At 49.3% G+C, this 25,001-nt stretch carries 20 protein-coding genes and 1 riboswitch; of the genes, 3 read left to right on the top strand and 17 right to left on the bottom strand.

The features are described from left to right. Positions 1 to 94: 94 nt before the first annotated feature. Genes ETC05_RS08325 through ETC05_RS08310 form a run of 4 tightly spaced genes read right to left on the bottom strand, consistent with a single transcriptional unit; the run spans position 95 to position 4,778 of the window. Positions 95 to 1,504: a phosphomannomutase/phosphoglucomutase gene (locus ETC05_RS08325; RefSeq protein ID WP_171660816.1), complete on the bottom strand. Its 1,410-nt coding sequence runs from the start codon at positions 1,502 to 1,504 to the stop codon at positions 95 to 97. Next, positions 1,455 to 2,570, bottom strand: coding sequence for a hypothetical protein (locus ETC05_RS08320; RefSeq protein WP_031405835.1), 1,116 nt, complete (start codon positions 2,568 to 2,570; stop codon positions 1,455 to 1,457). The genes ETC05_RS08325 and ETC05_RS08320 overlap by 50 nt, the downstream gene beginning before the upstream one ends. Then, positions 2,551 to 3,738 (bottom strand): glycosyltransferase family 4 protein, encoded by a 1,188-nt coding sequence (locus ETC05_RS08315; RefSeq protein ID WP_031405838.1) that lies wholly within the window; start codon positions 3,736 to 3,738, stop codon positions 2,551 to 2,553. The genes ETC05_RS08320 and ETC05_RS08315 overlap by 20 nt, the downstream gene beginning before the upstream one ends. Further along, positions 3,735 to 4,778, bottom strand: coding sequence for a nucleotidyltransferase family protein (locus ETC05_RS08310; protein ID WP_031405840.1), 1,044 nt, complete (start codon positions 4,776 to 4,778; stop codon positions 3,735 to 3,737). The genes ETC05_RS08315 and ETC05_RS08310 overlap by 4 nt, the downstream gene beginning before the upstream one ends. A 289-nt stretch (positions 4,779 to 5,067) precedes the next feature. On the opposite strand from ETC05_RS08310, the gene ETC05_RS08305 reads away from it, so the two are divergent. Further along, entirely contained in the window at positions 5,068 to 6,240 is a 1,173-nt protein-coding gene (locus ETC05_RS08305) for a Gfo/Idh/MocA family protein (protein ID WP_031405842.1), read from the top strand. 310 nt (positions 6,241 to 6,550) lie between these two features. Here ETC05_RS08305 and ETC05_RS08300 read toward each other — a convergent pair whose 3' ends face one another. Continuing rightward, positions 6,551 to 6,952, bottom strand: a complete 402-nt coding sequence (locus tag ETC05_RS08300; RefSeq protein WP_031405844.1) for a (deoxy)nucleoside triphosphate pyrophosphohydrolase — start codon at positions 6,950 to 6,952, stop codon at positions 6,551 to 6,553. Between the two features lie 311 nt (positions 6,953 to 7,263). On the opposite strand from ETC05_RS08300, the gene ETC05_RS08295 reads away from it, so the two are divergent. Then, on the top strand, positions 7,264 to 8,025 hold the full coding sequence (locus tag ETC05_RS08295) for a sporulation protein (RefSeq protein ID WP_031405846.1): 762 nt from the start codon (positions 7,264 to 7,266) through the stop codon (positions 8,023 to 8,025). Between the two features lie 137 nt (positions 8,026 to 8,162). On the opposite strand, the gene ETC05_RS08290 is transcribed toward ETC05_RS08295, so the two are convergent. The 5 genes from ETC05_RS08290 to ETC05_RS08270 all read right to left on the bottom strand — a co-directional run bounded on the left by ETC05_RS08290 (position 8,163) and on the right by ETC05_RS08270 (position 14,155). Further along, positions 8,163 to 8,393, bottom strand: a complete 231-nt coding sequence (locus ETC05_RS08290; protein ID WP_031405848.1) for a hypothetical protein — start codon at positions 8,391 to 8,393, stop codon at positions 8,163 to 8,165. A 71-nt stretch (positions 8,394 to 8,464) separates the two neighbouring features. Further along, complete coding sequence (locus ETC05_RS08285) at positions 8,465 to 9,712, bottom strand: RNA-guided endonuclease InsQ/TnpB family protein (RefSeq protein WP_171660815.1); 1,248 nt, start codon at positions 9,710 to 9,712, stop codon at positions 8,465 to 8,467. Between the two features lie 195 nt (positions 9,713 to 9,907). Continuing rightward, complete coding sequence (locus tag ETC05_RS08280) at positions 9,908 to 10,309, bottom strand: hypothetical protein (protein WP_171660814.1); 402 nt, start codon at positions 10,307 to 10,309, stop codon at positions 9,908 to 9,910. A gap of 500 nt (positions 10,310 to 10,809) precedes the next feature. Further along, positions 10,810 to 12,768, bottom strand: coding sequence for a phosphodiester glycosidase family protein (locus ETC05_RS08275; protein ID WP_031406940.1), 1,959 nt, complete (start codon positions 12,766 to 12,768; stop codon positions 10,810 to 10,812). A gap of 154 nt (positions 12,769 to 12,922) precedes the next feature. Continuing rightward, positions 12,923 to 14,155, bottom strand: a complete 1,233-nt coding sequence (locus ETC05_RS08270) for a CAP domain-containing protein (protein ID WP_171660813.1) — start codon at positions 14,153 to 14,155, stop codon at positions 12,923 to 12,925. Positions 14,156 to 14,377: 222 nt separating this feature from the next. Between ETC05_RS08270 and ETC05_RS08265 the strand changes: the two genes are divergently transcribed. Then, positions 14,378 to 15,121, top strand: coding sequence for a hypothetical protein (locus ETC05_RS08265; protein ID WP_031406936.1), 744 nt, complete (start codon positions 14,378 to 14,380; stop codon positions 15,119 to 15,121). A gap of 443 nt (positions 15,122 to 15,564) precedes the next feature. Here the strand turns inward: ETC05_RS08265 and ETC05_RS08260 are convergent, their stop codons facing one another. The 7 genes from ETC05_RS08260 to ETC05_RS08230 form a co-directional block, all read right to left on the bottom strand. Next, positions 15,565 to 15,933, bottom strand: coding sequence for a type II toxin-antitoxin system VapC family toxin (locus tag ETC05_RS08260; RefSeq protein WP_031406934.1), 369 nt, complete (start codon positions 15,931 to 15,933; stop codon positions 15,565 to 15,567). Further along, positions 15,920 to 16,162 (bottom strand): hypothetical protein, encoded by a 243-nt coding sequence (locus ETC05_RS08255; protein ID WP_031406933.1) that lies wholly within the window; start codon positions 16,160 to 16,162, stop codon positions 15,920 to 15,922. Before ETC05_RS08255 ends, ETC05_RS08260 begins: the two co-directional genes overlap by 14 nt. Positions 16,163 to 16,518: 356 nt before the next feature. After that, positions 16,519 to 18,846 (bottom strand): bifunctional 2',3'-cyclic-nucleotide 2'-phosphodiesterase/3'-nucleotidase, encoded by a 2,328-nt coding sequence (locus ETC05_RS08250; RefSeq protein WP_171660812.1) that lies wholly within the window; start codon positions 18,844 to 18,846, stop codon positions 16,519 to 16,521. A gap of 495 nt (positions 18,847 to 19,341) precedes the next feature. After that, a complete protein-coding gene (locus ETC05_RS08245; protein ID WP_171660811.1) occupies positions 19,342 to 20,061 on the bottom strand; it encodes a hypothetical protein in 720 nt (239 codons plus the stop codon). A 26-nt stretch (positions 20,062 to 20,087) separates the two neighbouring features. Beyond that, a riboswitch (cyclic di-GMP riboswitch) is annotated at positions 20,088 to 20,170 on the bottom strand. A gap of 1,111 nt (positions 20,171 to 21,281) precedes the next feature. Next, entirely contained in the window at positions 21,282 to 21,407 is a 126-nt protein-coding gene (locus tag ETC05_RS18080; RefSeq protein ID WP_256371112.1) for a hypothetical protein, read from the bottom strand. A 681-nt stretch (positions 21,408 to 22,088) separates the two neighbouring features. Next, a complete protein-coding gene (locus ETC05_RS08235; RefSeq protein ID WP_171660810.1) occupies positions 22,089 to 23,495 on the bottom strand; it encodes an undecaprenyl-phosphate glucose phosphotransferase in 1,407 nt (468 codons plus the stop codon). A 133-nt stretch (positions 23,496 to 23,628) separates the two neighbouring features. After that, on the bottom strand, positions 23,629 to 24,999 hold the full coding sequence (locus tag ETC05_RS08230; RefSeq protein ID WP_171660809.1) for a sugar phosphate nucleotidyltransferase: 1,371 nt from the start codon (positions 24,997 to 24,999) through the stop codon (positions 23,629 to 23,631). Between the last annotated feature and the right edge of the window lie 2 nt (positions 25,000 to 25,001).

The raw sequence follows: 25,001 nt of genomic DNA, 5'->3' as shown, positions 1-25,001 counted from the left end.
GGCGCAGCGTCCGTCACTATGCGGACGGCCCACGCCGGGAAAGAGCTTTTGAACCAGACAGGGCACATCGGTGCAAACGTTTCGGAATAGGATGTCACCAATCGATGTGCAATTCCAGAGCATGGAGACAGTCAGCCAGCTGCCGCTTAATCTCCGCCAATGCGGCTTCCGTCTTCGCCTCCGCACGCAGGACAAGAATCGGCTGCGTGTTCGATGGCCGCACCAACCCCCAGCCTTCCAGAAACTGGATGCGGACGCCATCCACATCAACAACTGGATAGCGGCCGGCGAACCGGTTTTTCACCGCGGCAATGGCAGCTGGTTTTTTCTCTTCCGGACAAGCAACGCGCGTCTCCGGCGTCGCTGCGTACCGCGGCACATCGGCAAACCACTCAGACAGCGGACGTTCGTCATTCGACAACAAGCGAAGCAGCCGCCCGGCGGCGTACAAAGCGTCGTCATAGCCGTAAAACTCATCATTAAAGAACAAATGGCCAGACATTTCACCGGCAAACGGGATCTCCGGACGGCGGCGCAGCGTCGCTTTGACGTGCGAGTGGCCGGTCCGATGGAAGAACGGCTTCCCGCCGAGCCGCTCAATTTCCTCCACGAGCGCTTGTGAACATTTCACTTCGACGGGCGCGTCGGCTCCCGGATGGCGCTTGAGAATCTCGCGCCAGAACAGCACCATCAGCTGGTCGCCCCAGCGGATCGCACCCGTTTCATCCACAACCCCGATCCGATCGCCGTCGCCGTCAAACGCAATGCCAAGATCGGCCTTCTCTTTGCGCACCGTTTCAATCAAATCCGTCAAGTTTTCCGGCACGACCGGGTCCGGATGATGGTTCGGAAACGTTGGATCGGATTCGCAGTAAAGCGGGATGACATCGCACCCCCACTCTTTGAGCACTTGTGGCGCAATGATCGATGGGGTGCCGTTGCCGCAGTCAACGACAACCTTCAGCTTGCGCGGACCGAGTTGGATTTTCTCCTTCAACATCTTGATATACGCTGGAGCAAGGTCCAACGTTTCCTCACGCCCCCGCGCTGTTTCAGGCCGCGGCTGTTCCTTGCTGAGCCGCTCCATCGCCAGCCGCAGCGCTTGGATACGCTCACCATAAATTGTCGTTTTCCCCATGGCAATTTTAAATCCGTTCTCATCGCCTGGGTTATGGCTGGCGGTGATGATCATGCCGCATGGGATGTTCGTGTAATATAAGCTGTAGTAAAACATCGGCGTCGTCGAAAGCCCAATATCGACAACATCGCAGCCGCCATCGAGCAGCCCGTCTTTGAGCGCCCGATGCAAGCCAGGCGATGACAAACGATTGTCATGACCGACAACCGCCCTCTTCTCGCCTTCCTTTTGCATCATGTCGGCAAAGGCCCGTCCGAGCCAATACGCGAACGACTCATCGAGCTCCTCGCCGGCTCGTCCGCGAATGTCATATTCTTTAAACACGTGTGCCGGCCATGCGAACGGTTTCGTTGTTGATGGATTCATCGACAACCACCTCCACCGAAATCGATTGAGCGATTGCTGCGGTTAACAAGTAAGATAATGTCGATTCTGCCCCCCGATTCGGGTTCGGGCCGTTCGGGCCAAGCCCGTCGCAACAACTGCCGTCGCTTGGGTCGGCAAGCGGCGCCTTGCCGTCGTTTTCTCCGTAAAACCAGGCAAGGCAGCGGCGGACGACGCTGCGATACTGCTCGTCGTCCGTCGCCCAATACGCTTCGCGCGCCGCCAAAGCGAGCTTCATCACATCAAGCGGCTGCTGATCCCAATCGGCGCGGTAGCGGCGGCTGCACCAACCGCGGTTGCCGATCGGGCGGATGACACCTTCCGGTCCGCTCATTTTTTCAATAAGGAAAGCAAGGCTTTTTTCCGCCACTTCCCTCACCTCATTCCGCGGCGCGCGCCGATATGCCGTCCAAAGCGCCCACGGCAACACCCCGTTGGCGTACGTCAACTCCGGCTCATACCAATGCCAACTGTCACCGGCATGCTCCCAATAAGCCGCAAGCAGCCGTTGCTCAAACCGTGCGGCCAAAGCCGCCACTTCCTCTTGATCGACGCCACGCGGGCGTCCTTCTGTCAATAAAACGCCGCAAGTGGCCAACCCCCAGGCGACGCCGCGCAGCGATCGAAGCTCCCATGCCGCCGGCATGGCCCGCCGCAACATCTCGGCCGCCGCCTCGCGCCGCGCCGGATCGCTGAGGCGAATGCAAGCCAACGCCGCCGCCCAAAACGATCGCCCAAAACAGTCGTCTGACGGCGTTTCCTCTTCTTTTGTCCGGTCGAAGAAAAAGTTGTTGTGGAACGTGCCATCATCGTTTTGCGCCCAAAGCAAAAACGCCAAATACCGGTCAAGCAAACGGTGCAGCCGCTCTTTCTCTTCTTTGTCCTCGCATAGCGCCATCCATTCCAGGCTCGCCCAAATAGCGCGAGCGTTGTCATCGGTCGAATAACCCTCGCGACGGCGCGGGATGCGACCAAGGCTATGCTCAAGCAACCCGGTGTCGTCAGTCATGCGCTCGAGATGGTCGAACTTAATGACTGACGGTGCCAATGGTCTTCACCTCCCCACGTTTCGCGGCGCACATGCGCGCAAACAAGGCGACATGCTGTTCGCCGACGCGCGGCCAATGCGTGTTTGCCCCGATTTGGCGCATCTTTTCCTCCCATCGCTTCAGCGCCGCCTCGTCGGCCAACAGCTGCCCGAGCCGCTCTTCCCAGACAGTTGTATCGCCATATGGCAACAACAGCTCTTCACAACCTTGCAACAAATCGCGCGCATGCTCATACGGCGTCGAAACGACCGGACGACCGACGCCGACCGCATAGGCAAGCGTGCCGCTTGTAATTTGTTGCATGCCCGGGTACGGGGTGACGTATAGATCGCATGCCGTCAAATAATCAATCAATTCCTCTTCGCTGAAATACCGATCTTCCATACGAACATGGCGCTCAAGCCCCAAACGGTGAATGAGCGATTTCAACTCCTCGCGATAGGCTTCTCCTTCCCTCTTTTTCACTTCTGGGTGCGTCTGTCCAGCGATGACATACAGCGCTTCCGGCACCTTGCGAACAACACCCGGCAATGCGGCCAAGACCGACTCAATGCCTTTGCCGCGGCTGAGCAAGCCAAACGTCAACATCACTTTGCGGCCACTGAATCCGAGGCGACGGCGCAGCGAATCGCGGTCCTCACTGCTTGGACCCGGAGCGCCGTGCGGAATGTAGACGACTTTCTCCTTTGGCAGGCCGAACGCCTTCACTAAGTAAGGGATCGCCTGCCGGTTCATGACGATGATCGCATCGCTTGCTGTCGCGATTTTCTCTTGAATCGGGCGATACGGTGGCTCGGGCTCGGCAAACACCGTATGGAACGTCGTTACGAGCGGCTTATGGAGCGCGGCAATGAAATCAAGAATGTATTCGCCCGCCTCGCCGCCGAAAATGCCGAACTCATGCTGCAATAAAACGACGTCGATGTCGCTTTCATTCACCCTTTTGGCCATCTCAGCATACGCCGCGCGGTTTTGCGCCGGAAGCGGCCAATACACTGGGTTGTTGCGATAGGCGTCATCTCCATCGCTTTCGTTGTACAACACGATGACGCGGTCGCCGTCGGACGGACCGCGGACGCCATCAATACTTTGGCGCAAATGTTCCGTAAACGTCGCCAGCCCGCACCGCCGTGGTGGGTACGTGCTGACGTAGGCGATTCGAATCATGCTTGCACCGCCTCCTTGAACTGATTAATAATCGAATCTTCGAACACTTCCCCCGCCGGCGTCACCGTCCGATAGCCGAAAATGCTGTTTTGCAAACGGCTGCGGTCACGAATGACAGAGCGGTCCCAAACGATGGTTTGCGCGCAATGGACGCGGGCGCCAATTTGACAACGATCGCCGATGACCGCATTCGGGCCAATGACGGCCTGCGGACCGATTTTCACGTGATCACCGATGAGCACAGGCGGCACAAACAAGACGCCAGCCCCAATCTCCACGTTTTCCCCAACAAACACGCCTGGTTGAATTTCACGTCCTTTGAGCGGAATCGGAAATTCCCGGTTCAACGCATCCCAATGCACTTGGCGATAGCGGGCCGGCGTCCCCATATCTCGCCAGTATCCGTTGCTGACGATGCCATATACACCGACATTCTTCTCGATCAGCAGCGGGAACGTTTCACGCTCGATCGACACTTCCCGCTCAGCCGGGATATAGCGCATCACGTCCGGCTCGAAAATATACATACCGGCGTTGATCCGGTTCGATGGTGCTTCCTCGCGGCGCGGCTTTTCGACAAAGCGTAAAATTTGCCCGCGATCGTTCTGTTCGACTACCCCATAGGAAGAAGGATCGTCTACTTCCGTTAAGACAATCGTCGCCAAACCGCCATGTTGACGATGGAAATCAAGCAACGGGATCAATTGCGGCAAATGCACGATATCGGCGTTAAACACGAGAAACCGTTCCTTCAGCCAGCGTTCGGCGTTTTTGATCGCTCCAGCCGTTCCGAGCGGGAACGGTTCAAGCGCGTATGTAATCTTCACATTCCAGCGCTTCCCATCTTCGAAATAGCGACGGATCACGTCTGAACAATGATGTGCGGCGATGACAAATTCGTTGACTCCTTGGTCGCGAAGATGAACGATGAGGTGTTCAAGCCATGGCCGGTTCGCAATTGGGGCCATCGGTTTGGGGATGTTTTCCGTCAATGGACGAAGACGTGTACCTAATCCTCCTGCCAGCAACAATGCTTTCATTTCGTCATCCCTCCAATACTATTTTTTTCACAAAAATAGACACGCTTTTGACGGATGAACGAGAAAATGAAAGTCGTTCATAGATTGCTAGCACTCGGCTATGATGGTTGCTAATAATAATATACATAATATTCCTCCTTCGATGCAAGCGAAATGATTGTCGAATGACGTCGATGAAGAATGGACGCTTATAAATTTAGAAGCTTTCATTTTCTCGTTCTTCTTTTTCTTTGCGGTATAATGAGTATCGTTAATGCTATATATATGTGAGGGAGGAGGAGAATACGCCATGATTTCTTCATCATCTTTCCGTTACCATGTTGGCATTGCCGGTGCCGGCGCATTCGCTGAGTTTCTCGCCGGCGCTCTTGCTCCGCTTCCTTCCTTTCATCTCTTCGCTGTCGCTGGGCGGACGGACGAAAAACGCCAGCGCGTCATCGACGCCTATCGCCGCCGTCAGCCGCAGGCGGGCGACGTGCGTGAATACCGCGAAGCTGAAGAATTGATCGTTGACCCACACGTTGATATCGTCATTCTCACCACCCCGCCGCATTTGCACACCCCGCTTGCCAAGCGGGCGCTTGAGGAAGGAAAACATGTGCTGCTTGAAAAGCCAGGCGGCCTCACCGCCGAGGCGCTGCGGGCAAACATCCAGCTCGCCGCCCGCCAAAACCGGGCATTGGCGGTCAATCTCGTTCTTCGCTACCACCCGCTCGCGGAAGCCGTCAAGCAACTCATCCACCGCGCGCTTCTTGGCCCAGTGGACTACGCAAGCCTTCACAACGCCGCCCATCGCGTTGCGGAAGGCCATTGGTTTTGGGACGAACAGCGAAGCGGAGGCATCCTGATCGAGCACGGCGTCCACTTTTTTGAAGTCGGCCGCGATTGGTTTGGCGAAGCGGCTTCCGCGCACGGATTCGCGTTGGGGGAAACAGACGGCACACGGCCGCGCGTCGGTGCCACGGTCATTCATGAAGGCAACGGACGACGCGTCCCCGTCCATTATTACCACGGCTTTACGATGGACCCTGCCGCTTCGGAATCGACGCACTGGGACATTCATACGGCACGCGGGCGCATCGTGCTTGACGGCTGGATCCCGATGCGGCTATCCGTATCCGGCCTCGTCTCAATCGATGAGGCAACCTATATCAACGCCTTGTTTGATGCCATTCCGAAGCACCCATCCGCAGATGCCATCGAACAAATGCGGTGCACCGCCGACCGCCTGGCGCCGCCCGCTGCATCGCCAGCCGCCCCGCGCATCCCGTACGAACGCACCGTGGTGCTCTCGGACCGCCACGGGTGGTACGAAGCGATCGCCCAAGCGCGCTTTCTTGACTTTTGCCGCTTGATTGAGGATCCAAGTGCGCGCAGCATCGTCACTGCCGAGAATGCCGCCGCCGACCTCGCTTTGGCGGAAGCGTGCACCACCGCCAGTGAACCGTCACGCGTTCGCTAGACAGCGGGCAAGAAAACAAGCCTGTTGGGGATGCAATGAAAGCAACCGCCGACAGGCTTTTTCTTTTGGAACCAATTTCCTATTGTTACACAAATCAAAAACGGCTCTTCCTACGGGAAAAGCCGTTTTCCTGCATTAGAATCAATGAGGGCGGTGAAAAACGGCTGATTCCCTTACTCAATGGGGGGAATGGGCGAAAAGCAGGGTCGATGCAACAAGGTTTTTCTAATTGAGAAATGACATGGTAAAGCCGTATTCACGATTAAATCACCAGCCTCCAATACCTCCCCCAGCTCAGTGCCTCATTCTCCTATAGGCAGCCTTTTGCCAACAGTGCCTCAACGGTGGGAAGATCAGCCGGCGCCCATCTAAGGTCACGAAGCTGCGAGGGCGGCACCCACCGAAGCTCGGCATGCTCCCGAGCTCGCGGTTCCCCATCGACTAAGCGGGCTTCATACGTCCGCAAATGCACGATGGCGTGTTCATATTCATGGCATACATCCGCCAACAGTTTGCCGATGGAAATCGTGCAGCCAAGCTCCTCGCGAATTTCCCGGACTAAAGCCGCTGCCGGACTCTCCCCTTCTTCCACTTTGCCGCCGGGGAACTCCCAGACGTTCGGCAACGACATATTCGGTGCGCGCAGCGCGCATAAAACGTCCCCCTGCTCGTTGCAGATGGCTGCTCCGACGACAGGAATGACCCGTTTCATTGCTGACCCGCCCTTCTCATCCATATACGCCATTTTAGCAAAAACCGCTTTGTTTTCCAAAACAGTGGAACTCCTTCAAACATGACGAATGCGGCATCGCCTTGCCGCTGGCCAACTTGGCTAAAGAGCTGTACGGGTTTGCCAAACCATACGGTCGGGGGCAAGAAGACGCTTTCCGCTGTTTATCGGCTGTTGTCAAGCCAAAAGGGACAGGCAGGGACGGTGCCGTTCCCTCTTTTTTGAAAGGACGAAACTTTTTGACTGGACGCTCCGTATTCTCAACTGAAATCGATGACAGGGAGGCGAACTCATTGTTCAAAAAACTGTTAAGTTCCATCGGCATCGGATCTGCCACGGTCGACACGAAGCTTGCCAAAGCGCAATACGCTCAAGGGGAAACAGTCGAAGGAGTAGTCGAAATTCGCGGCGGCAGCGTGGAACAGCACATTGATAAAATTGATCTAGCCTTAGTGACGACGTATATTCGCGAAGTCGACGATCACAAATTCGAAGAAAAAGCTGTGCTCGCCCGACACAAGGTGTCTGACTCGGTGACGATCAGGCCGAACGAAACAAAAACGATCCCGTTCCGATTCACCCTGCCCTATGACACACCGGTGACGCTCGGCTCTTCCAAAGTGTGGCTGCAAACCGGCCTGGACATTCAAATGGCGCTTGATCCGCAAGACCGGGACTACCTCACCATCGAACCGCATCCGCTCGTCACAGCGTTTCTTGAAGCCGCCCGTCAACTGGGATTCCGCCTCCACCATGTGCAGTGCGAACAAGCACCGCGCTATTGGCAGCGGCGGCTGCCGTTTGTCCAAGAGTTCGAGTTTCGCCCGGTAAGCGGAGCGTTTCGGGGCCGCCTTGACGAATTGGAAGCCATCTTCTTTGTGTCCGAGCACGGAGTGGAAACCATTTTGGAAATCGACCGCAAAGCGCGCGGATTGGCCGGGTTGCTCGCCGAGGCGCTCGACATCGACGAGACGCTCGTCCGCTTCACCTACGGGCCGAACGATCTCGCCTCGCTGCCGCAATTGCTGGCCAATGCCATTCATCGATATAGCTGAACCGAAAAAGCAAAAGGGGCCATCGGCCTCTTTTGCCCCATAATGAAGCAAATCGACAACTTGCCCCTATGTCCCCTCTATCACTGCTCTATAGACAAAACAGCATGGTTTCTTCCAGCGAAAATGCAAGCAAGCACTTAAATCGTCCATTGATCGTGAACAATCCCAACCAGCCGCCATGTATCGCCATCTTGTTCAAAAACAAGACGCAAACTCTTCCAATCCATTCCATTATATTGCTCGTCAAACCCGGTAAAATGAAACTCCACAAACACTCCATTGGGATATACTTCATGAATGTTTTCCAACGTATTTCCTTTCCCAATCACGATGTTGTTTCCAATCATATGCGGATTGGCAAAATCCACGTCGTGAACTACCCCCACTTAATTTTCTAGCGAAAATTTGAAGTGGAGGCTTCCAAAGAAGTTTGACTGCTTCAAGCAATCCTTATTCTTTGAGGCGTGTCCACTTCGCCGCTAGAGCATAAGACACTCAGGTCTACAGCTTTACTTTTCTTTAAGATGTTTAATGCGCCATTGACATCAGCATTAATTAGTTTGCCAGACTTTGTTCGATACAAGCCGCGCTTAATACGTTTGCCGCTGAACTTATATTCTTTTGGATTGTCGGCATTATATTCAGGAATCTCATCGCCGTCAAAAAAGCTGGCTTGAGACGTATATGATTCTTCCTGTTTAAAGAATTCAATGCCGTAAAATTCACAAAGATATTCTAGTTTTTCTTTTATGTTACCGAGAGGAATATTGACAAAGTTTTGATTTGTCTTTTTTCCTAGATTAATATTGCGTTGCCATGTTTCAGCATAGCCAATGACAAGTTTGCCAATTTGATTTTCAATACAGTAGTTAATGATGTAACGGCAAGTCTTGTTGATATAATCATTCACTTTATTATTGCGATTCATAGCAAGCAACGCCTGTTTACGAGTCGTGCCTTTGATTTTTTGCTTATCTTTAATGCTTTGAAGTCTGGCATTTTCTTTGTTAAACCATTGATTTATACTTTTTAATCTCCGCCCATCAATGATGAATGATCTGCCGTCTGATGTGACACAAGTGGCAAAATTGTTTAATCCTAAATCAATTGCCAGTGCTTTTTGGTCATTTAATTCTCTTTGATCTTCAGGCATTTCATATTTGTACTGAATCTCAAAGAACCTGGCATGATGCTTAGGAATGATTTCAATCTGCTTAATCTTTTTGTCCAGCAACACAGGCGGAATCGTTATCGTGATAGGCTTGTGAGTCTTTTTAAATAGGCGAGAATACGGTATCGTGAATTTGTTGCCGTCTATACGAATCTGGCCAATGATCAGTGAATGAAAGCCATCTTTTTTAAGATATTTTGGAATACTGATAGCCTTGTGGTCATATTTTCCTTGTTTGGCAAGACTGATCAAACCAAAGAAAGATTTAAAGGCTTCATTGACCTTTTTTAAAATTTGCTGTGCCATGTTACTGTTTAACAGCTTATAGTTTTCGTTAGTTTTTGCAAGATGATAGTTTTTCTCATAATTAAGAAATTCCTTGTGTTCAAAATAGTATTGTCTGACATTGTACAATCCGACGTTGTACATGTTCTTGGCAATATGGCACAGTTCTCTAAGAGTCAAGTATTCTTCTTTGGTCAAACCATTTAGCTGTTGCTTGATACAAAAATACATTTTTTCACCTCCCATCTAACTATATGATACTATATTTTACTGAATATATACTATTTTCAGTAAAATATAGTTAAGGCGATTCATCTCCCACTTACTCCGCTTCGCTTCGTTGAAGTAGGAGTCTTCTCGCCTAATTAAGATAAATAAGGCTGACTCTTCAGTCACCTTTCCATTGACTGTCAGAGTCAGCCTTGATCAACTAAAGTGCGGCCAGTTCGTTTGCTGCTGATCCCCGTCGATTTTGCTTAGCGTCCGGTAGCGAAACGGAATGATGGCCTGCTCTGGCTTTCCAAGAAACTCTTTCGCCCATTCGAACGGAATCAAATCGAACTGTTCCTTGTTTTCGGCGATGAAATAGACGCCAACAACTCTCCCTTGTTGATGGAGGTCAATGGTTAAAAAAGCCGGATAATACGTGCCGTCTTGCGCTTGCAACACGGCTTTGGCTGTCACCCGGTCGCCTCCTTCCTCTTCCACATCCGGATTGGCGATTCTCTCCAACACCTTGATCGCCCATCCTTGTTTTTTATATCCTCCGACCAGCTTCGGCGGGTTTTTCCGCAACTGCTCCAACAACGTTTGTTCGTCCATCGTCAAGCTTTTGCCTCCCTTGCGGTTTGCCTATCCACATATATACAATACTTTTCAGAGAAATGCAAATGCCCAGAAGAACAGCATGCAAGGATGGCCCGATTTATATAGATGCCATTTGAAGTTCTATAATTTACATTTTTTACATAATATAGAGTATACTGTATATAGAACGAACCACGCCGCTTCCAGACCCATCGATGGGTCTGTGAAGCAGGCGGTGGTTCGGTCTTCCGTCACGCCTTGGTGTGATGGAAGCAAGCCACAGGCTTGCTTCGACAGTCGAACATGGACCAACCGCTTTTCCGTCAAGGATCTGTTCCACGTCTTCGTTGCATCCTGAAAATACCCGAATTCGAAAATGTGCAAAATATAGAGGGGGATTTTCATCCTTCCGTTGGTGACGAAATTTTTCCGTCATGGAAGTCTATATAGGAATCCTTATCGGCGAGCAACATCCCTTGTTCATTCGCCATCTTTCCAGGCAAGCACGGGAGGCGAGCACATCAGCGGAAAATGGCGCGAAGGCCGTCGATGTAAATCACCCCGGCGTTTTTCCGCCCTGCGTCTGTTTCCATATAGCGCACCGGCGTCTCCAACATGAGCGGAAGCGCAACATCGCTAGGCACAGCGGCCTGCACGTATTTCCACCCCACCCAATCAACATGACGGGCAAAATCGATCCAAAAGCGCCGTCCGCTTCCATCCTGCAGCTGGGCGCGCAGCCAATGGCCGCTTCCGTCTCCATACACCCACATGCCAATCGCTTGCGGCCGTTTCGAAATCCAAATCGCTTCCTCCCGACTAGCATAGACGCCGGATGTTCCCAGCATCCCGCGGAAATCGTATGAAATTTTCAACGCCTTCGTTCCGTCTTTCGCCTTCTCCATCGTCCGCTCAACCGCCGCCCCCACAGCGTTAACGCCTGCTGCCTTCCACTTCGACTCCGTTTCAAAATCATCAAGCACTTCTTCGCTGTCCCCGTTCTCCTGCGTCTCTTTGTACACCACAAGAAGCGCATTGGCCACCGGCCGCGGGAACCCATCAGACGGTTTGTTTTCGACTTTGAGCTGCCCGTTTGGCTGACGGACGACCAATGTCGAAGATCCGCCGCCATCAAGCGTCATCGCATCGACTGCGCCAAGCTCACCCATCAACTTGGCCATCTCGTTCAAAGTCATGCCTTGACTATGGGCAGGCTGACGACCATCGACAACAACGAGCATGACATTTCCATCCCGATCAATGCCGACAGCGGTGCGAGGATGAGCACCGGCGATCGCAAACGACTGCACTTGTCCTCCTGCCACCAATCGATATCGACCGCCAAGCGCTTCTTTCACCCCGCTCCATTCGGGTTGGTCATACTGAAGGGAAATTTGCACCGTATCCCCCTCTTTCGCTTGCCGCAAATAGTCGCTCGCCCGTCCGTGGCCCGACAACACCAATTCCCCAGGCTGAAGCGGCTCATCTCCTTGACTCACAGCCACCTTCTTCACCGTTGCAGTGACCGTTCCATTCCCATTCAACACCCCTTGGACGTTCGTCAACACGACTTCCGTCCCAAGAGCGTTCGTTTTCGTGGAGGCAGCGAAATACGGGGTATACAAAATCAACTGATGAGCACGCCGCGGTTTATTGATGCCGTCAATGGGATAAGGGCTTCCTTGTCCCATTTGAACTCGAATCTGGACATCCGGATTGCCGATCATCGGCTTCCCATCAGCGCTGATGCCAAAAATCGTCCGTTCCGCCGCCGGCGTCGTATTCGTCATCACGATTTCCCCGCGGTGCACCATCAAATCGGTCGGTGACCCGTCCTCTTTGAAATAATCCCCATTCACTGCCGCTAACACGATTCCGTCGCGGCCATCATAGCGCTTGGCCTGCTGAAGCACCGGTTCAATGCCAAGCACTTGATCATTGGACAGCGCCGTCTCGATGGCCAACTTCTCATTCGACGCATCGATGTCAAGCTTGTATACGTGTTGCTTGCCGCGCACGCCGACAATTTCCATTTCTTCTTTTTCTACCCCTGGCGCCACGCGCGCCAACGCCTCCTTCACCACTGTGCCCACAGCCAATTGTTTCGCTCCGTACCGCCCCGGATTGACAAGCTTGAGCTTCTCCTTCGACGGCGTTTTATACAAGACATGCCCTTTGATGTTGGTGACGTAATATCCACCGCCAACCCCGTACTGGCCGCCAAACGCCTCATCGTACGAATACACCCGATACTGTTCTCCAGGCTGCAGCACACGAACAAACGTCAACGCCTCATTTTCTCGTTTCCATAGATTAATCGGTTTCACGATCTCCAATTTTCCAATTTGCCCCTGCAAAAGGCGCATACCTTCCCAGTAGACGACATTCGCCGCGGCATCCACTTCTGTCGCTTGCAGCGCCGTCCATGCCGCCAACACCGCCCCGACCCCGCTGCGGATGATGTTCTTCACTTTTCTCACTGGTTCCCTTTTCCTCTCTTTCTATCATTTTGTTGCAATCGATTCTATTATACGACAAACTTCTACAAAAAGGGGCATTATTTTCCATTTGTTTTGCAAAAAAAAAAACGCCCGGCGGCGCCGGAACGTTCTCTAGAGATGCCAAACCGCGCCATTACGGGGCGTAAAATTCTTGAGAATAGTAGGGTTGATGGAATGAATTGAACGCCACCCCGACACCGAGGCGGGTAAAGTTCGGATATAAAAGATTTTGCCGATGTCCGAGCGAGTGCATCCACGCTTCATGGACAAAAATCGCATCGTATTGTCCGTAGGCGATGTTCTCTCCCGCCACGCTATAAGCGATGCCATGGCGCTCCATGCGGTCAAACGGCGACAATCCTTGCAAGTTCGTATGAGAGAAGTAGTGATGGACCGCCATATCTTCGCTATGTTCACGGGCAACCGCCGCCGCTTTCGCATCCCACGCGAGCGCCGGAAGCCCGTGCAAGCGGCGCGCTGCATTCGCCAGATCAAAAATTTGATATTCATAGGCTGTGCGCAGCTCCTCCGTCGGCATTCCATAAAATCCAGGTTTTTTATCTTCCAGTGCGCGATTCACCACCAGCACGCCATCAACCCGATTGTTGTTATACCGGTCATAAAAGAACGTGACATAGCGGCCATCGACAAAATACGTATCGTACTCATCATTTTGGATGCTGTAAAAACCATCCTTTTTTTGAATCACCTCAAGCGCTTGGCCGTAACGCGCTTCCACCACCGTTTTCGCCGTTCCGATGCCCGTTCCTTTTTTCGTTTGGACAATCGGTTGGTTCGTGTACATCGCCGCCACCCGATCACGGTCATAGCTCACCATCAAAAAGTTTTTGTAACCGCCCTGATCATACGCCTCCCAATATAGGCCGTAGGCGTTTTTCGTCTTCCGCTTCGCCTTGCCGTACATCGCTTCGACCTTGGCGCGCGAGTCGCCGATCGCCACCCCGTTCATCGTGACATCGGCCATGCTTGTTTTCGCCTGCTGCACGCATAAAGCAGCGGCCAACTTCTCTCTTGACGGCGTTTCATAGCGGACGCGGGCATCGTTCTTAATCACATATCCTCCGCCGACATCGAAATCCCCGCCGCGCAACGCGTACACGCGGTACACCCCACCGTTTGGCAGCGTCTTCACTGCTTTGTTCGACAACCATAGCTCTGTCGGCGCCGCCACCGTCACCCGGCCGATTTGCCCGGGCTTCAGTTCAGCACCGTCCCACCACACTTTTTCCGTGCCGACACGTTCTCCGCATCCCCCCGCCTTGACCATGGATGAGCTCGGCATCCAAAGCCATCCGACCGCCGCCAACAGCATTCCAATTGCCACGGCCTGCACCCATTTCCTCACTTCCGCCCGCTCCTTCCTTTCTCTTTTTCTTTCATCATAGATGTCTTTCCGTCAAAAGAAAAGAGAAAAAAGAATGATTTCGAAGAAAAAGAGGGGGCTTTGGTGGCGCAAAGGTCAACATTTCGTCAAACAAGCTTCTCACCGGACTTGGCTAAGGGGCAAAATATAGGTTAAAATAAATCATCATTATTCTTCCATTTTCATGAGAGAGGAGCAGATTTTATGAACATTACAAAAAAATTTCTAGCCGTCTCGGCGCTAAGCGCCGGAATCCTTCTGTCACCGTTTCACGCCCACGATGCGCAAGCAAAAGTTTGGTGGAATGGCATGGAATTAGTACAGGGACAAATCGGCAAATTAACCATTTTAAAAGACACAGAGCTTTATAAGTTGCAAGGCGAGAAGAAAGTCTACGTCAGAACGTTAAAAACCGGCGGAACCTACCGCATTTACACGTTTAAACCGGGCATGTTAGGTTTAGGAGGCGGATATTATGTCGATCGCGATGCTCGGGTAAAATACGAAACTCCGTCCAAAGCAAAACTCAATCAAGTCAAAATGGAACAGCTGTTCCGAGGAGTAAAACTGGGCATGTCCACTTCTCAAGTCAAGAAGTTGGAAACCGCAAAATTTATCCTACAAGAAAATATAGACGGCGGCCAAGCTTGGGTCTATTCGACTTCTCTTTTCGGATATCATACGCTGCTCGTCTATGGATTTGAGAACGGAAAGCTTGCCTTCTACGGCTACTCGTTCGATGCCGGCCAGGAGTATACAAAAGATCAGCTCACAGCGATTTATAACAATCTGAAACAACAGCTCATCACGCTATTTGGAAACCAGTATGAACAGTCCGATTCTGGCCAAGGCTACCCGCCTGCACTCGCATTTCACAAAGACGGCCTTGTGATTGCCCTTTCCTATGATGCGGACGGGTTGGCGGTTACGGTCACGGGTGAACAATAACGTGCAAAAAGCGAGGCTGCCCTATTGATTCGGACTGCCTCGCTTTCTGTTTTTACTCCCCATTCACCAAATTCAACTCATATTTCGCAACCTTTGGATAATATACAAAAAATAACCCAAATATTCGCATAAAAATAATTTTTATGAAAAAATTGTAAAATAATTAATTTTATTCGGTCAAATCGGGCTTATTTCGAATTTTTATTCAGGGTGCGAAATGTGAGTTCAACTTCTCCTTTGACGGTGTTTCGTAGCGGATGTGCGTGTCGATGTCGGTCACGTAATACCCGCCGTCGACCGCATACTGCCCGCCGAAGCGCGCGTCATACGCGTACACTAATCGGATGACTAGAAGTTACTAAATCTAATGCGAACACACAGAGAACGACGCAACTCTCTGGTCTCTGATCAATCTTCAGGACGTAACAAGCAGATAATGATGCCTATTCCTCAAGCACCTTGTTCAGCTTCTTATCAAAAGTATATACCTCGTATCCCTTCACTTTATGGTAGGCGTACAAAAGGGTATCCACAAAGTCCAGTCGTCTTTTGCCAAACAGAATGAGCGCTTCCTCTAATACCTCGATATCATCCACGTCGATATTATCGTATTTGAACAGTTCTAAAAGAGTATCACTGATCTCAGCATGTGTGACATTGTACACTTTTTCAAGAACATAGACAACTTCAACGACCACTTCCTTTAGCAATAACACCTTGTTATTTTCAATCATCGTTGCCGCTTTAGCCGACAAATCATCATGATCATTAAGCAGGTATCTTAGAATAATGTTTGCATCAATGATTTTCATATTGATCCACCACAGCTTGAGACCAGGCATCGCTTTCTTGAGCCTGCAAACCCCCATTTCTGTATTTTGACAGAGCCCCTCTTAAGCTTCTCTTTTCTGATTGTTCTGAATTTTCTTCGTCCGCATAGGGAAGGATAATGACTTCCACTTTCCTATTTTTTAATGATTCAGGTATATCTATGAACTTTTCTAGATCATTGCTGTTTTTTATTACTCTCACAAAATCCATGCTTCTTCGCTCCTTTCATTGAACACTCTCCCACCTACGCTTGCGCTTCGAGGTGGGAGATGATAAAGAGGAACTTTTAAATATATTATATCATTTTAATTGTACATGATCACACAAAAATTCACTTTATGAGTCAGTCAAGAATTTATCGAGCAAATCCACAGAATATTCCTCTGTTTATCTGACTGTATGCATTTATTACTATATATCCTATGACGGAAAAGTTCCATGGGCAGTGTGATCTGCCCTCCACCCGGGGATGAAAATCTCGCGCCAGTCCTGCATTTTCACGAAAAAAAAGCCGCCTTTAGCCGAAGCAGGCATACATCCCTGACGGCTAAGACAGCTATTTCACTTTATTGCCCATTCACCAACTTCAACTTCTCCTTTGACGGCGTTTCATAGCGGATGTGCGTATCGATGTCGGTCACGTAATACCCGCCGCCGACCGCGTACTGCCCGCCAAAGCGCGCGTCATACCCGTAGACGCGGTACACTTCCCCAGGCTGTAAGATGCGGACGAACACAAGGCGCCCATCCTTCGTCCGTTTCCATAGATTGATTGGCTTTTGCACCGTCAAGCGGCCGATTTGCCCTTTTTTCAGCTCCACGCCGTCCCAGTAGACTTTTTTCACGTGCCCCCGAGGAGGGGTTGGCTTTTCCGGCTGCTTTGGCGGATTGGGCTTTTCTTCCTTCCAAAGCGGCAAGGCAAACTCATATTGGGCAAATCCGCTTGGCAAGTTGGCGACATAGCGGATGCTGCCGTCTGGCGGCAAGTATTTTTGCGCTTCCGGCGACGATTCAAAAGAAACGGTCACCGGTTGTTTCCCTTTCACCGGCGCAAAGGTCCAGTTGCCATCCGCCGACGGGTTGATCGTTCCGTTTTCCCGAATGTAATCGATGATGACTTGCCGGTTTTCATCCGGCGCGGCCAAAATCGTGTTTTTCCCGCCCGGATTGATGATCCGGTTCGTCGTCGCCCGGTAGTTGTTCGTCGCAACGATAAACTCCATGTTCGGCGTCACCGGCTTGCCTTGGAATCGCAAATTTTTAATGCGGTTCGCGTTCGGGTTGATCACATTTTGGTTTTTGTCGTATTTCGCCGGCTCGGTGACATCGATCTCGTACGTCACGCCATCAATAATGTCGAAGTTGTACGTCGGAAAGTCGTTGTTCACAAGCGGCTGAACGTCTGTCTTGTTCGGGTCGATTTGGTTGAATTGCCCTGCCGACCACTCAAGCCATTCTTTCAACTCGGCTCCCGTAATTTTGAGCGCATACACGGTATTCGGATACAAGTACAAATCGGCGACGTTTTTAATGGCGATTTCCCCTGCCGGAATATCCGTGTAATAGCTCGGTCCACCGCGCCCGCCGGCTTTGAACGGAGCGCCGGCCGACAGCACCGGAAGGCCTTCATATTTCGTCCCTTTCAACATCTTTTCGACATACCATTTTTGCGCATTCGTGACCATTTGCACGGACGGATCGTCTTTGATCAGCGCAAAATAGCTGTTGATCGGGCTCGTGGTTTTTCCAACCGGGCTGCGGACGTACTGAATCGTCGCTTCATGTTCCGTTTGGATCGCCTGCTCCACGGCCGGGTCGCTGTCAACCAACGGCGTTTTCGTCGCCTTGTCGTACACCGGGCGAAGCTGGGCTTTCGCTTGCGTCACTTTCCATTTTCCATCGACTTGCTCAACCGTCAAGTCAATAACCCCAAGCGTATCGCCCCACGAACCCGGCATCGTCACCGGAACGCCGTTGATCGTGCCTGTTTCATTGTTGATACCGTTCCCATCCGGAAAATCGGGCGTCGTTCCCGGAAGCGCCGGAAATTTTTTATGCTGGTGGCCGGTCAACACGGCGTCGACCCCCGGAATTTGCGTCAAATAATAGGAGGCGTTTTCCATATTCGAGCTGTTTCCGCCGGTTTCAATGCCCGAGTGCGACAGCACGACGATCAAATCGGCCCCTTCCGCTTTCATTTTTGGAATATATTTTTGTGCCGACTGCACAATGTCTTTCGCTATCACTTTCCCTTGCAAATTGGCTTTGTCCCAATCCATGATTTGCGGCGGCACAAAGCCGATGACGCCGATCTTCAGCGTATGCTTCTCTCCGTCTTCATCAACGACTTCTTTCGCGAAAATGTGATACGGTGTGAAATAGTTGACATCGTTATCTGGATTTTGATCATGGTCATCGCGGTACACGTTCGCATTGACGATTGGCAGCTTGGCATCGTCATACACCTCATTGAGGAAATCCAAGCCATAGTTGAACTCATGGTTTCCCACCGTCGCTGCATCATACTTCAACAAATGCAGCAGTTTCACCGCTGGATGCACTTCGCCATCTTGCAGCGGCTTCACTTTCGCCACATAGTCGCCAAGCGGCGTTCCTTGAATCAAATCCCCGTTGTCAAACAGAAGCGTATTCGGCTGCTCAGCGCGCGCCTGCTCGATCAATCGCGCCGTCTTCGACAACCCGAATTCATTCGTCGGGCTGTCTTTGAAATAATCATAGTTAACGAGATTCATATGTACATCGGTGGTCTCCAAAATGCGCAGCTTGACGACATCCCGATCCTCCGCGCCCACCGCCGCCGGCTCAAACGAAGGAGTCAGCAGCCCCAACGCCAACGCCATGCTCGCCGCCGCGTATTTCTTCCGTTTTTTCAATGCCCATCCCCCTTGCTCAGATTCAATCACTTTCACTTCTACATTACCATAAAAGCAACAAAATTTTGATAGGAAAAACAAAAGAAATAGAGGAAATAAACAGACAATATCGAAAGAAGATAGAGGGAAACACAATGTCCTATTCTTAGGGATGGTTGATCTTTTCAATCTTCTTTTCTACATTCATGCTGTATATTATCATTGAAACCGCCGTCCGACGAGCGATTGACAGCTCAACATTGGCAAGAACACATCAAAAAAACCGTTGGAAGATAGAAAAATAAGGAATGACAGACGACATTAAAGGAGTGACACGCATCGTTAAGAGGAGTAGATAAGGAAGCAGAAAAGCTGTTCAAATAATCTATTATTCGCAAAGAGATATGCCTTGAAGGACTGTCTTTTCTGAAAGAGCAGGAAAAGAAGCAACCCAAGCAAGAAGGTCACCATTGCAACACAACGAAGAGCGCCCTCCACTGGCGCCCTTCCTCATTTCTATAGCAAATTGAGCAACGCCCTTTTGTTCGCTTGCACTTGGTCGTTCAACGCCTTCACTTTTTCTTTTACCTTCTGAATATCGGCGTTGTCGGCGCCGACTTTCTTTTCAAGAGCGCGAATTTCATTCGTCACCGCCCGCAGCTGGTTGGACAGGGCAATGAGCTGGCCGATGAGGCCATCGATTTGCGCTTGTTTTTCTTCATCGAGTTCTGCTTGGTCTTCATCAACGGGTGATGGAGAAGTCGGAGACGATGCCTCCGTTACCGTTTGCCCGCTGGAAGCGGGAGCTGCAGCGTCATTAGCCGCTACGGCTTGTCCGCTCGAAGCGTCAGTTGCCGCCGTGGCCTCTCTCGGTTGAGAAGTGGACGGCTCGCCCGTTGACGCCGGATCCGCAGGCGTCGTTTGCGTGTCCGTTGCCGGTTCCGCTTCGCTCAATGCTTGAATGCGAGCAGTCACTTTGTTGAGCCGCTCTTCAATTTGGCTTACTTTTTTATTTAACTGCGCCAACTTTTGTGCAAGCAGTTTTTGCTGCTTGGACGATTCTTGTTTTTTCTTCGCCTCTGCTTCCTTTTGTTCCGTCTTCTTCTTGACGACGATTTCTACTTTCTTCACCATCGTTTCGCGCTCATGCGCTTTGCCTGCTGGCTTGGCGGCCGCCCACGCCGGAGAGGCGACGAGCATCGACGCCACCAAAATCGGCCATCCTTTCTTTAACATTACCAATTCCTCCTTTATTTTTTGGTAATGGCAGCTGGCTGGCATAGGTTTCCCCTTAGCCCCTGTAGCTTTGTGACGCTAAGTTTCCTTAGCTGTACCTTTCATCATGATTGTACCATGATTTTCTTCGCAAGGAAGTGAGACGAAATGACTATTTTTGACCTTTGAACCTTCTTAGGAACGGCGATCATTTTCTCCATCGTTTCTTTAGCGGTATCTGTCAACACTTCAACTTAAAGGCTATCGACTGAGCCCTTGGATTAATGGACGGACCTTCGTTTTGATCTCTGCGAAACGTCGTCATTGCCCCCAATTCTTGTTTGAGTCCATCCGGAAGCAACGCTCGCTCAAACCTCCAACTGACCATACCAGGTTCTTTCACTGTGTAATCGTTCGATTCTTCCTATTGTATCGCTCCAATCCGCCTCTTCCCGGTTTCAACAGCCGGATCTTTCATCCATAACTGTACGGTTTGCTTGGCATAGCCATCGCATAAATGCAGGCCTGCTTCCGTCGATTTCGCAGCAATGAAATGAAAAATGGGGGAATGGCAAATCGGTACTCGAGCACCTTCACCCTTTTTTATCTCCTTTCGTCCCATGCCATTTTTTGATTTGATCAATTTCAGACGTTGGCAACCCACTCACGATTCTTCTTATTCATGAATGATCACCGTTCTTTTCACCTAACCGTCGGCATGTATCATTCATTGCAAACGTTTAATATACTTATTATCTATTATTCGTAATAATCAGTTTTTTCTTAATTTATTCACTTATTATATGCCGACAATAAGTAAAAGATAGTGAAATACTTGGAAAGAGTGGTTAAAAACGAACAGGCTAAGAGCGTTTATTCTTCGTTGGTCCGTATCTTTGGAAACGAAACAAAACGGAAAAAAGAAGAAATTTTGATTAAGGTTTCAGATGACTAGAAGGTTGGTGAAAAACAGCGATCGCCCCTAGCTCACGGCGGATGACATGAAACGAAAAGCCGATGTCATAAGGTTTCTCCATTTGAGAAACAAGGCGGTGAGGCAACTGACTCCTTTCATCACCGGCCTTCTAGATATCATCTATCTCAGGGTAAAGCTATTTTCACTTTTTCTTTACTAAAAAGCAGGAAAAGCCCCGCAGAGATTTCTCTCCGCAGAGCCATTCGATGGATGACAAGCACACGCCCAGTCCTACTTTTTCGCTTTTACAACTTTTCTAGCACTCTTATTTCCATCCCCCGTCAACAGCAATTACCTTAATGGACGTTCCTGCTTTTTTCAGTAGTATTTTAATCGTATATTTTCCCATACTTATCTGCTTTGGCGCTGCTGATTCTTTGGTTTCATACATATGCAATAACCCTGGAGTTCGCTTCCGCTCTCCCTGTAATTACTTTAAGATTTACTATATACATGCTCATTGAAAAATTAACATTTGACTTCTCCTGCAACGAGCTTCCTCCCCCATGGCTCAGCTTGCAGGTTGAGCCTACAAGATCTTTGGAGGAAATGATGCAGCGCTTAGGGTGTGCAGGATAACGAAGAGGTTAACTCTTCATGTTGCATGTATATAGTAACACTATTTACAATTTGAACAGCAGGAGGAATTCTGTCCACTACAACAACGATCCGTTCCTTGCTCGTATAACCATACTTATCTTTTACTGTACAAATGCCAGTTCTACCATTGAATCTGCAAACGCTAAATCAGCTTTAAGAATGGATAGAGTGAATGAATAAGGGAATAAACGCAATAAACAAAGGAACCCGCCTTTGGCAAAGTTTTCAACACAACTCACTTCTTAAGGAACTCAATACTTTTAATAAAAAGCGCTGATATACCTTGATATTCCCCTCAAACTTCCAATTAATTCTTTTCTTCAACACTCAGCTTACGATGGAGTTTACCAGATCTCCAGCAAAAGTGCTAGGCTTGTTGAATGTTTAAGATAGCGAAAAAATCTAACTCTTTGCTTCTTTCACCTTTAATAGATGTTGCAATGCTCGATGTTTTTACATTCATCATGAGTATCTAATAAGCATTTTTATTCACTAAACCATTTGTAATTGTACGTAAAATAATTTTAATATCTAGCCACAAACTCCAGTTCTCTATATAAAAAATATCATGTTCAATCCTCGCCTGTATCGAGGTATCGCCACGCAATCCACATACTTGAGCCCATCCTGTGATCCCTGGACGGACATGATGTTTTATCATATATTTTGGGATTTCTTCTTTAAACTTTTCGACAAAATAAGGACGTTCAGGCCGTGGGCCAACCACACTCATATCGCCTTTCAGTACATTGAAGAACTGAGGCAGCTCGTCTAAGCTCGTTTTCCGCAAAAACGCTCCAAATTTCGTCCGACGCGGATCGTTTTCAACTGTCCATTGAGTATCGGAAACGGACTGAGGCATATGCTTCATGGAACGAAATTTATACATATAAAACGTCCTTCTGTTCAATCCAACCCGCTCTTGCTTAAAAATAATTGGCCCTGGCGAAGTTAGCTTGATTCCAATGGCAATTGCGATCATCAGCGGAGCCGTTAAAATAATAGCCAGCAGTGAAAAAACAACATCAAATAATCTTTTTAAAAGACGATTTCGCAGTTCATCCAATGGTACATCACGCACATTGATAATCGGCAAATCTCCAAACACTTCAAAATGGGGAGATGCTGGAAGGATATCATAAAAATCAGGAATAATAGAAGCACGTACTCCCATTTTCTCGCAAACCGATATAATCTCCCGATATTTTGGATAGGCTTGCAACGGTAAAGCCACAACGACTTCATCAATTAACTGGTGGATCAAAATATGTTCCAAATCCGACACTTTTCCAATAATAGGTTTATAGTGAGCAAAGCGTGGCTCATGCTTTGTCCGAAAGTCGTCCAAGAACCCGACGACCTCAAGCCCGTATTCCGGATGCATTTGGAGATTTTCAAAATACTTTCTACCGATCGATCCTGCCCCAACAATTAGAACAAATTGCTTATTATATCCTTTTTTTCTCAATTGACGAAGGCTTTGCTTCACTATATAGCGATATATCGAGATAAGCATAACGTTCCATATAAAATACAAAAATAGAAATAATCGTGAGATATCAACTATTTTCGAGGTAAACAATACGCTTAATAATAGGAACATGCTCAATGTATGTACTTGCAATACTTTCGCTAACTCATTAGAAAACTTATCCTTACGTTTTGGTCCATACAATTCTATGAGATATCCTATTACAATGGCAATGGCACCATAAATAAGGCTCCAAAACAAATAGTTTTTCAATGGCAAATGGCCATTGATCCCATCGTGAAATAGATGAAACTTCATCACCCATGATAAAATAAATGCCAACTGGATGATGACGAAATCCATCGAAACATAAACCTTTGTCAAAAAACGTTCTCGCCCTCGAATCATAACTACTCCCCCGTACAGAACTCCCAAATTAAAACAGAAAGTTGAATTTCACAGTACTACAGTCAATTCCTTCTCTATTTTATCATAATTTGGAATTAAGATATAGCAATTTTCGACAATTTTTTAGAAAAAACTACCTTGCATAACGACAAAACTGCTCTACCTCATCCCATGACATATAAACCCGAATAATATCTTCCTCGATTAATGGTGTTCCTGTCTGCACTTCAATCAACTCTAAGTCCGTCATCGCCTTAATACCATGTTTCGCCCCGACAGGAATTTCAAGCACATCCCCCGGCTTCACGGGGCGAATTTCACCATTCAATGCAAATTCCCCTTCACCGCGAATAATCGTCCATACTTCACTGCGATAACGATGCATTTGGTAACTTAAGTTTTTCCCTGCCGCGATCCCGATTCGTTTTGTTAAAACTTCTCGCCCGTCTTCAAATCTCGTATAATCCAACACCCGATACCAACCCCAGCGCCGTTCTTCATACATCGGGCGTTGATCAAACCCATTAACAATGTCTTTAATCTTTGGGCTTTTCGCTTTATCTGCGACTAAAATTCCGTCAGGGCTTACCGCTATAATGGCGTTGGACACTCCCAGCACAGCAACAGGAATGTCAAACTCATTAACCAAGTGGGTGTTCTCCGACTCCACAACAATCCCTTTGCCAATTTGGTTGGTCGCCATTTCCTCCGTTAACGTATTCCACGTACCGAGGTCTTTCCAATACCCGTCATACGGCAACACGACAATATGTTCTGTCTTTTCCACCACCTCATAGTCAAAGCTAATTTTCGGCAACCGATCATACTGCTTGACTAACTCATCATATTGAACAGAAAATCCCTTTTCTTGCAGCAAGGAAATAAGATAATCAAGCTTAAACGCAAACACACCACAGTTCCAAAGTGCCCCTTGTTTTATGAGCTCTGCTGCTTTGTCTTCAGTTGGTTTCTCCGTAAAATGGCTGACTCGTAAATAATCGCCATCGCTCGATTGAGAAGTTGGAACAATGTAACCGTACTTCGCTGATGGATACGTTGGCTCCACGCCGATTAACGCCAAATCGGCACCGCTGACCAACACCGTTTCCTCTAAATCCTTCACTCGATCAAAAAAGCGATCCTCTACATAAGGATCAACAGGCAAAACGGCAACGACTTCGTTTAAGTCAATTCCTTCTACGCTATATAAATAAGCCGATGCAAGCGCAATCGCCGGAAACGTATCACGCCGCATCGGTTCAATGATAATTGGAACACTTTGCCCCAATTGACTTTGGATCATATCGACTTGGGATTTGCTTGTCGCAATGACGGCAGAATCCGCCAAGCCGACATTTCCTAACTGTCTCCATACACGTTGGACCATGGATTGCAACTGACCATTTTGATTTTCCAACACTTTTAAAAATTGCTTAGAGCGCGCATCGTTCGATAACGGCCAAAGGCGTTTACCAGAGCCGCCTGATAAAACCAATAATTTCAAAT

It is taken from the genome of Geobacillus sp. BMUD, assembly GCF_013096845.1.
Classification (GTDB): Bacteria; Bacillota; Bacilli; order Bacillales; family Anoxybacillaceae; genus Geobacillus; species Geobacillus vulcani.
Note: the sequence above shows the minus strand (reverse complement) of the source record. Positions and strands in the feature narration are given on the sequence as shown.

Bases quoted from the DNA above. Each gene is read 5' to 3' on its own strand.
- ETC05_RS08325 (WP_171660816.1), bottom strand. From the start codon at position 1,504: ATGAATCCATCAACAACGAAACCGTTCGCATGGCCGGCACACGTGTTT.
- ETC05_RS08315 (WP_031405838.1), bottom strand. From the start codon at position 3,738: ATGATTCGAATCGCCTACGTCAGCACGTACCCACCACGGCGGTGCGGG.
- ETC05_RS08310 (WP_031405840.1), bottom strand. From the start codon at position 4,778: ATGAAAGCATTGTTGCTGGCAGGAGGATTAGGTACACGTCTTCGTCCA.
- ETC05_RS08305 (WP_031405842.1), top strand. From the start codon at position 5,068: ATGATTTCTTCATCATCTTTCCGTTACCATGTTGGCATTGCCGGTGCC.
- ETC05_RS08300 (WP_031405844.1), bottom strand. From the start codon at position 6,952: ATGAAACGGGTCATTCCTGTCGTCGGAGCAGCCATCTGCAACGAGCAG.
- ETC05_RS08285 (WP_171660815.1), bottom strand. From the start codon at position 9,712: ATGTATTTTTGTATCAAGCAACAGCTAAATGGTTTGACCAAAGAAGAA.
- ETC05_RS08265 (WP_031406936.1), top strand. From the start codon at position 14,378: ATGAACATTACAAAAAAATTTCTAGCCGTCTCGGCGCTAAGCGCCGGA.
- ETC05_RS08260 (WP_031406934.1), bottom strand. From the start codon at position 15,933: ATGAAAATCATTGATGCAAACATTATTCTAAGATACCTGCTTAATGAT.
- ETC05_RS08255 (WP_031406933.1), bottom strand. From the start codon at position 16,162: ATGGATTTTGTGAGAGTAATAAAAAACAGCAATGATCTAGAAAAGTTC.
- ETC05_RS08245 (WP_171660811.1), bottom strand. From the start codon at position 20,061: ATGTTAAAGAAAGGATGGCCGATTTTGGTGGCGTCGATGCTCGTCGCC.
- ETC05_RS18080 (WP_256371112.1), bottom strand. From the start codon at position 21,407: ATGTATGAAACCAAAGAATCAGCAGCGCCAAAGCAGATAAGTATGGGA.
- ETC05_RS08235 (WP_171660810.1), bottom strand. From the start codon at position 23,495: ATGATTCGAGGGCGAGAACGTTTTTTGACAAAGGTTTATGTTTCGATG.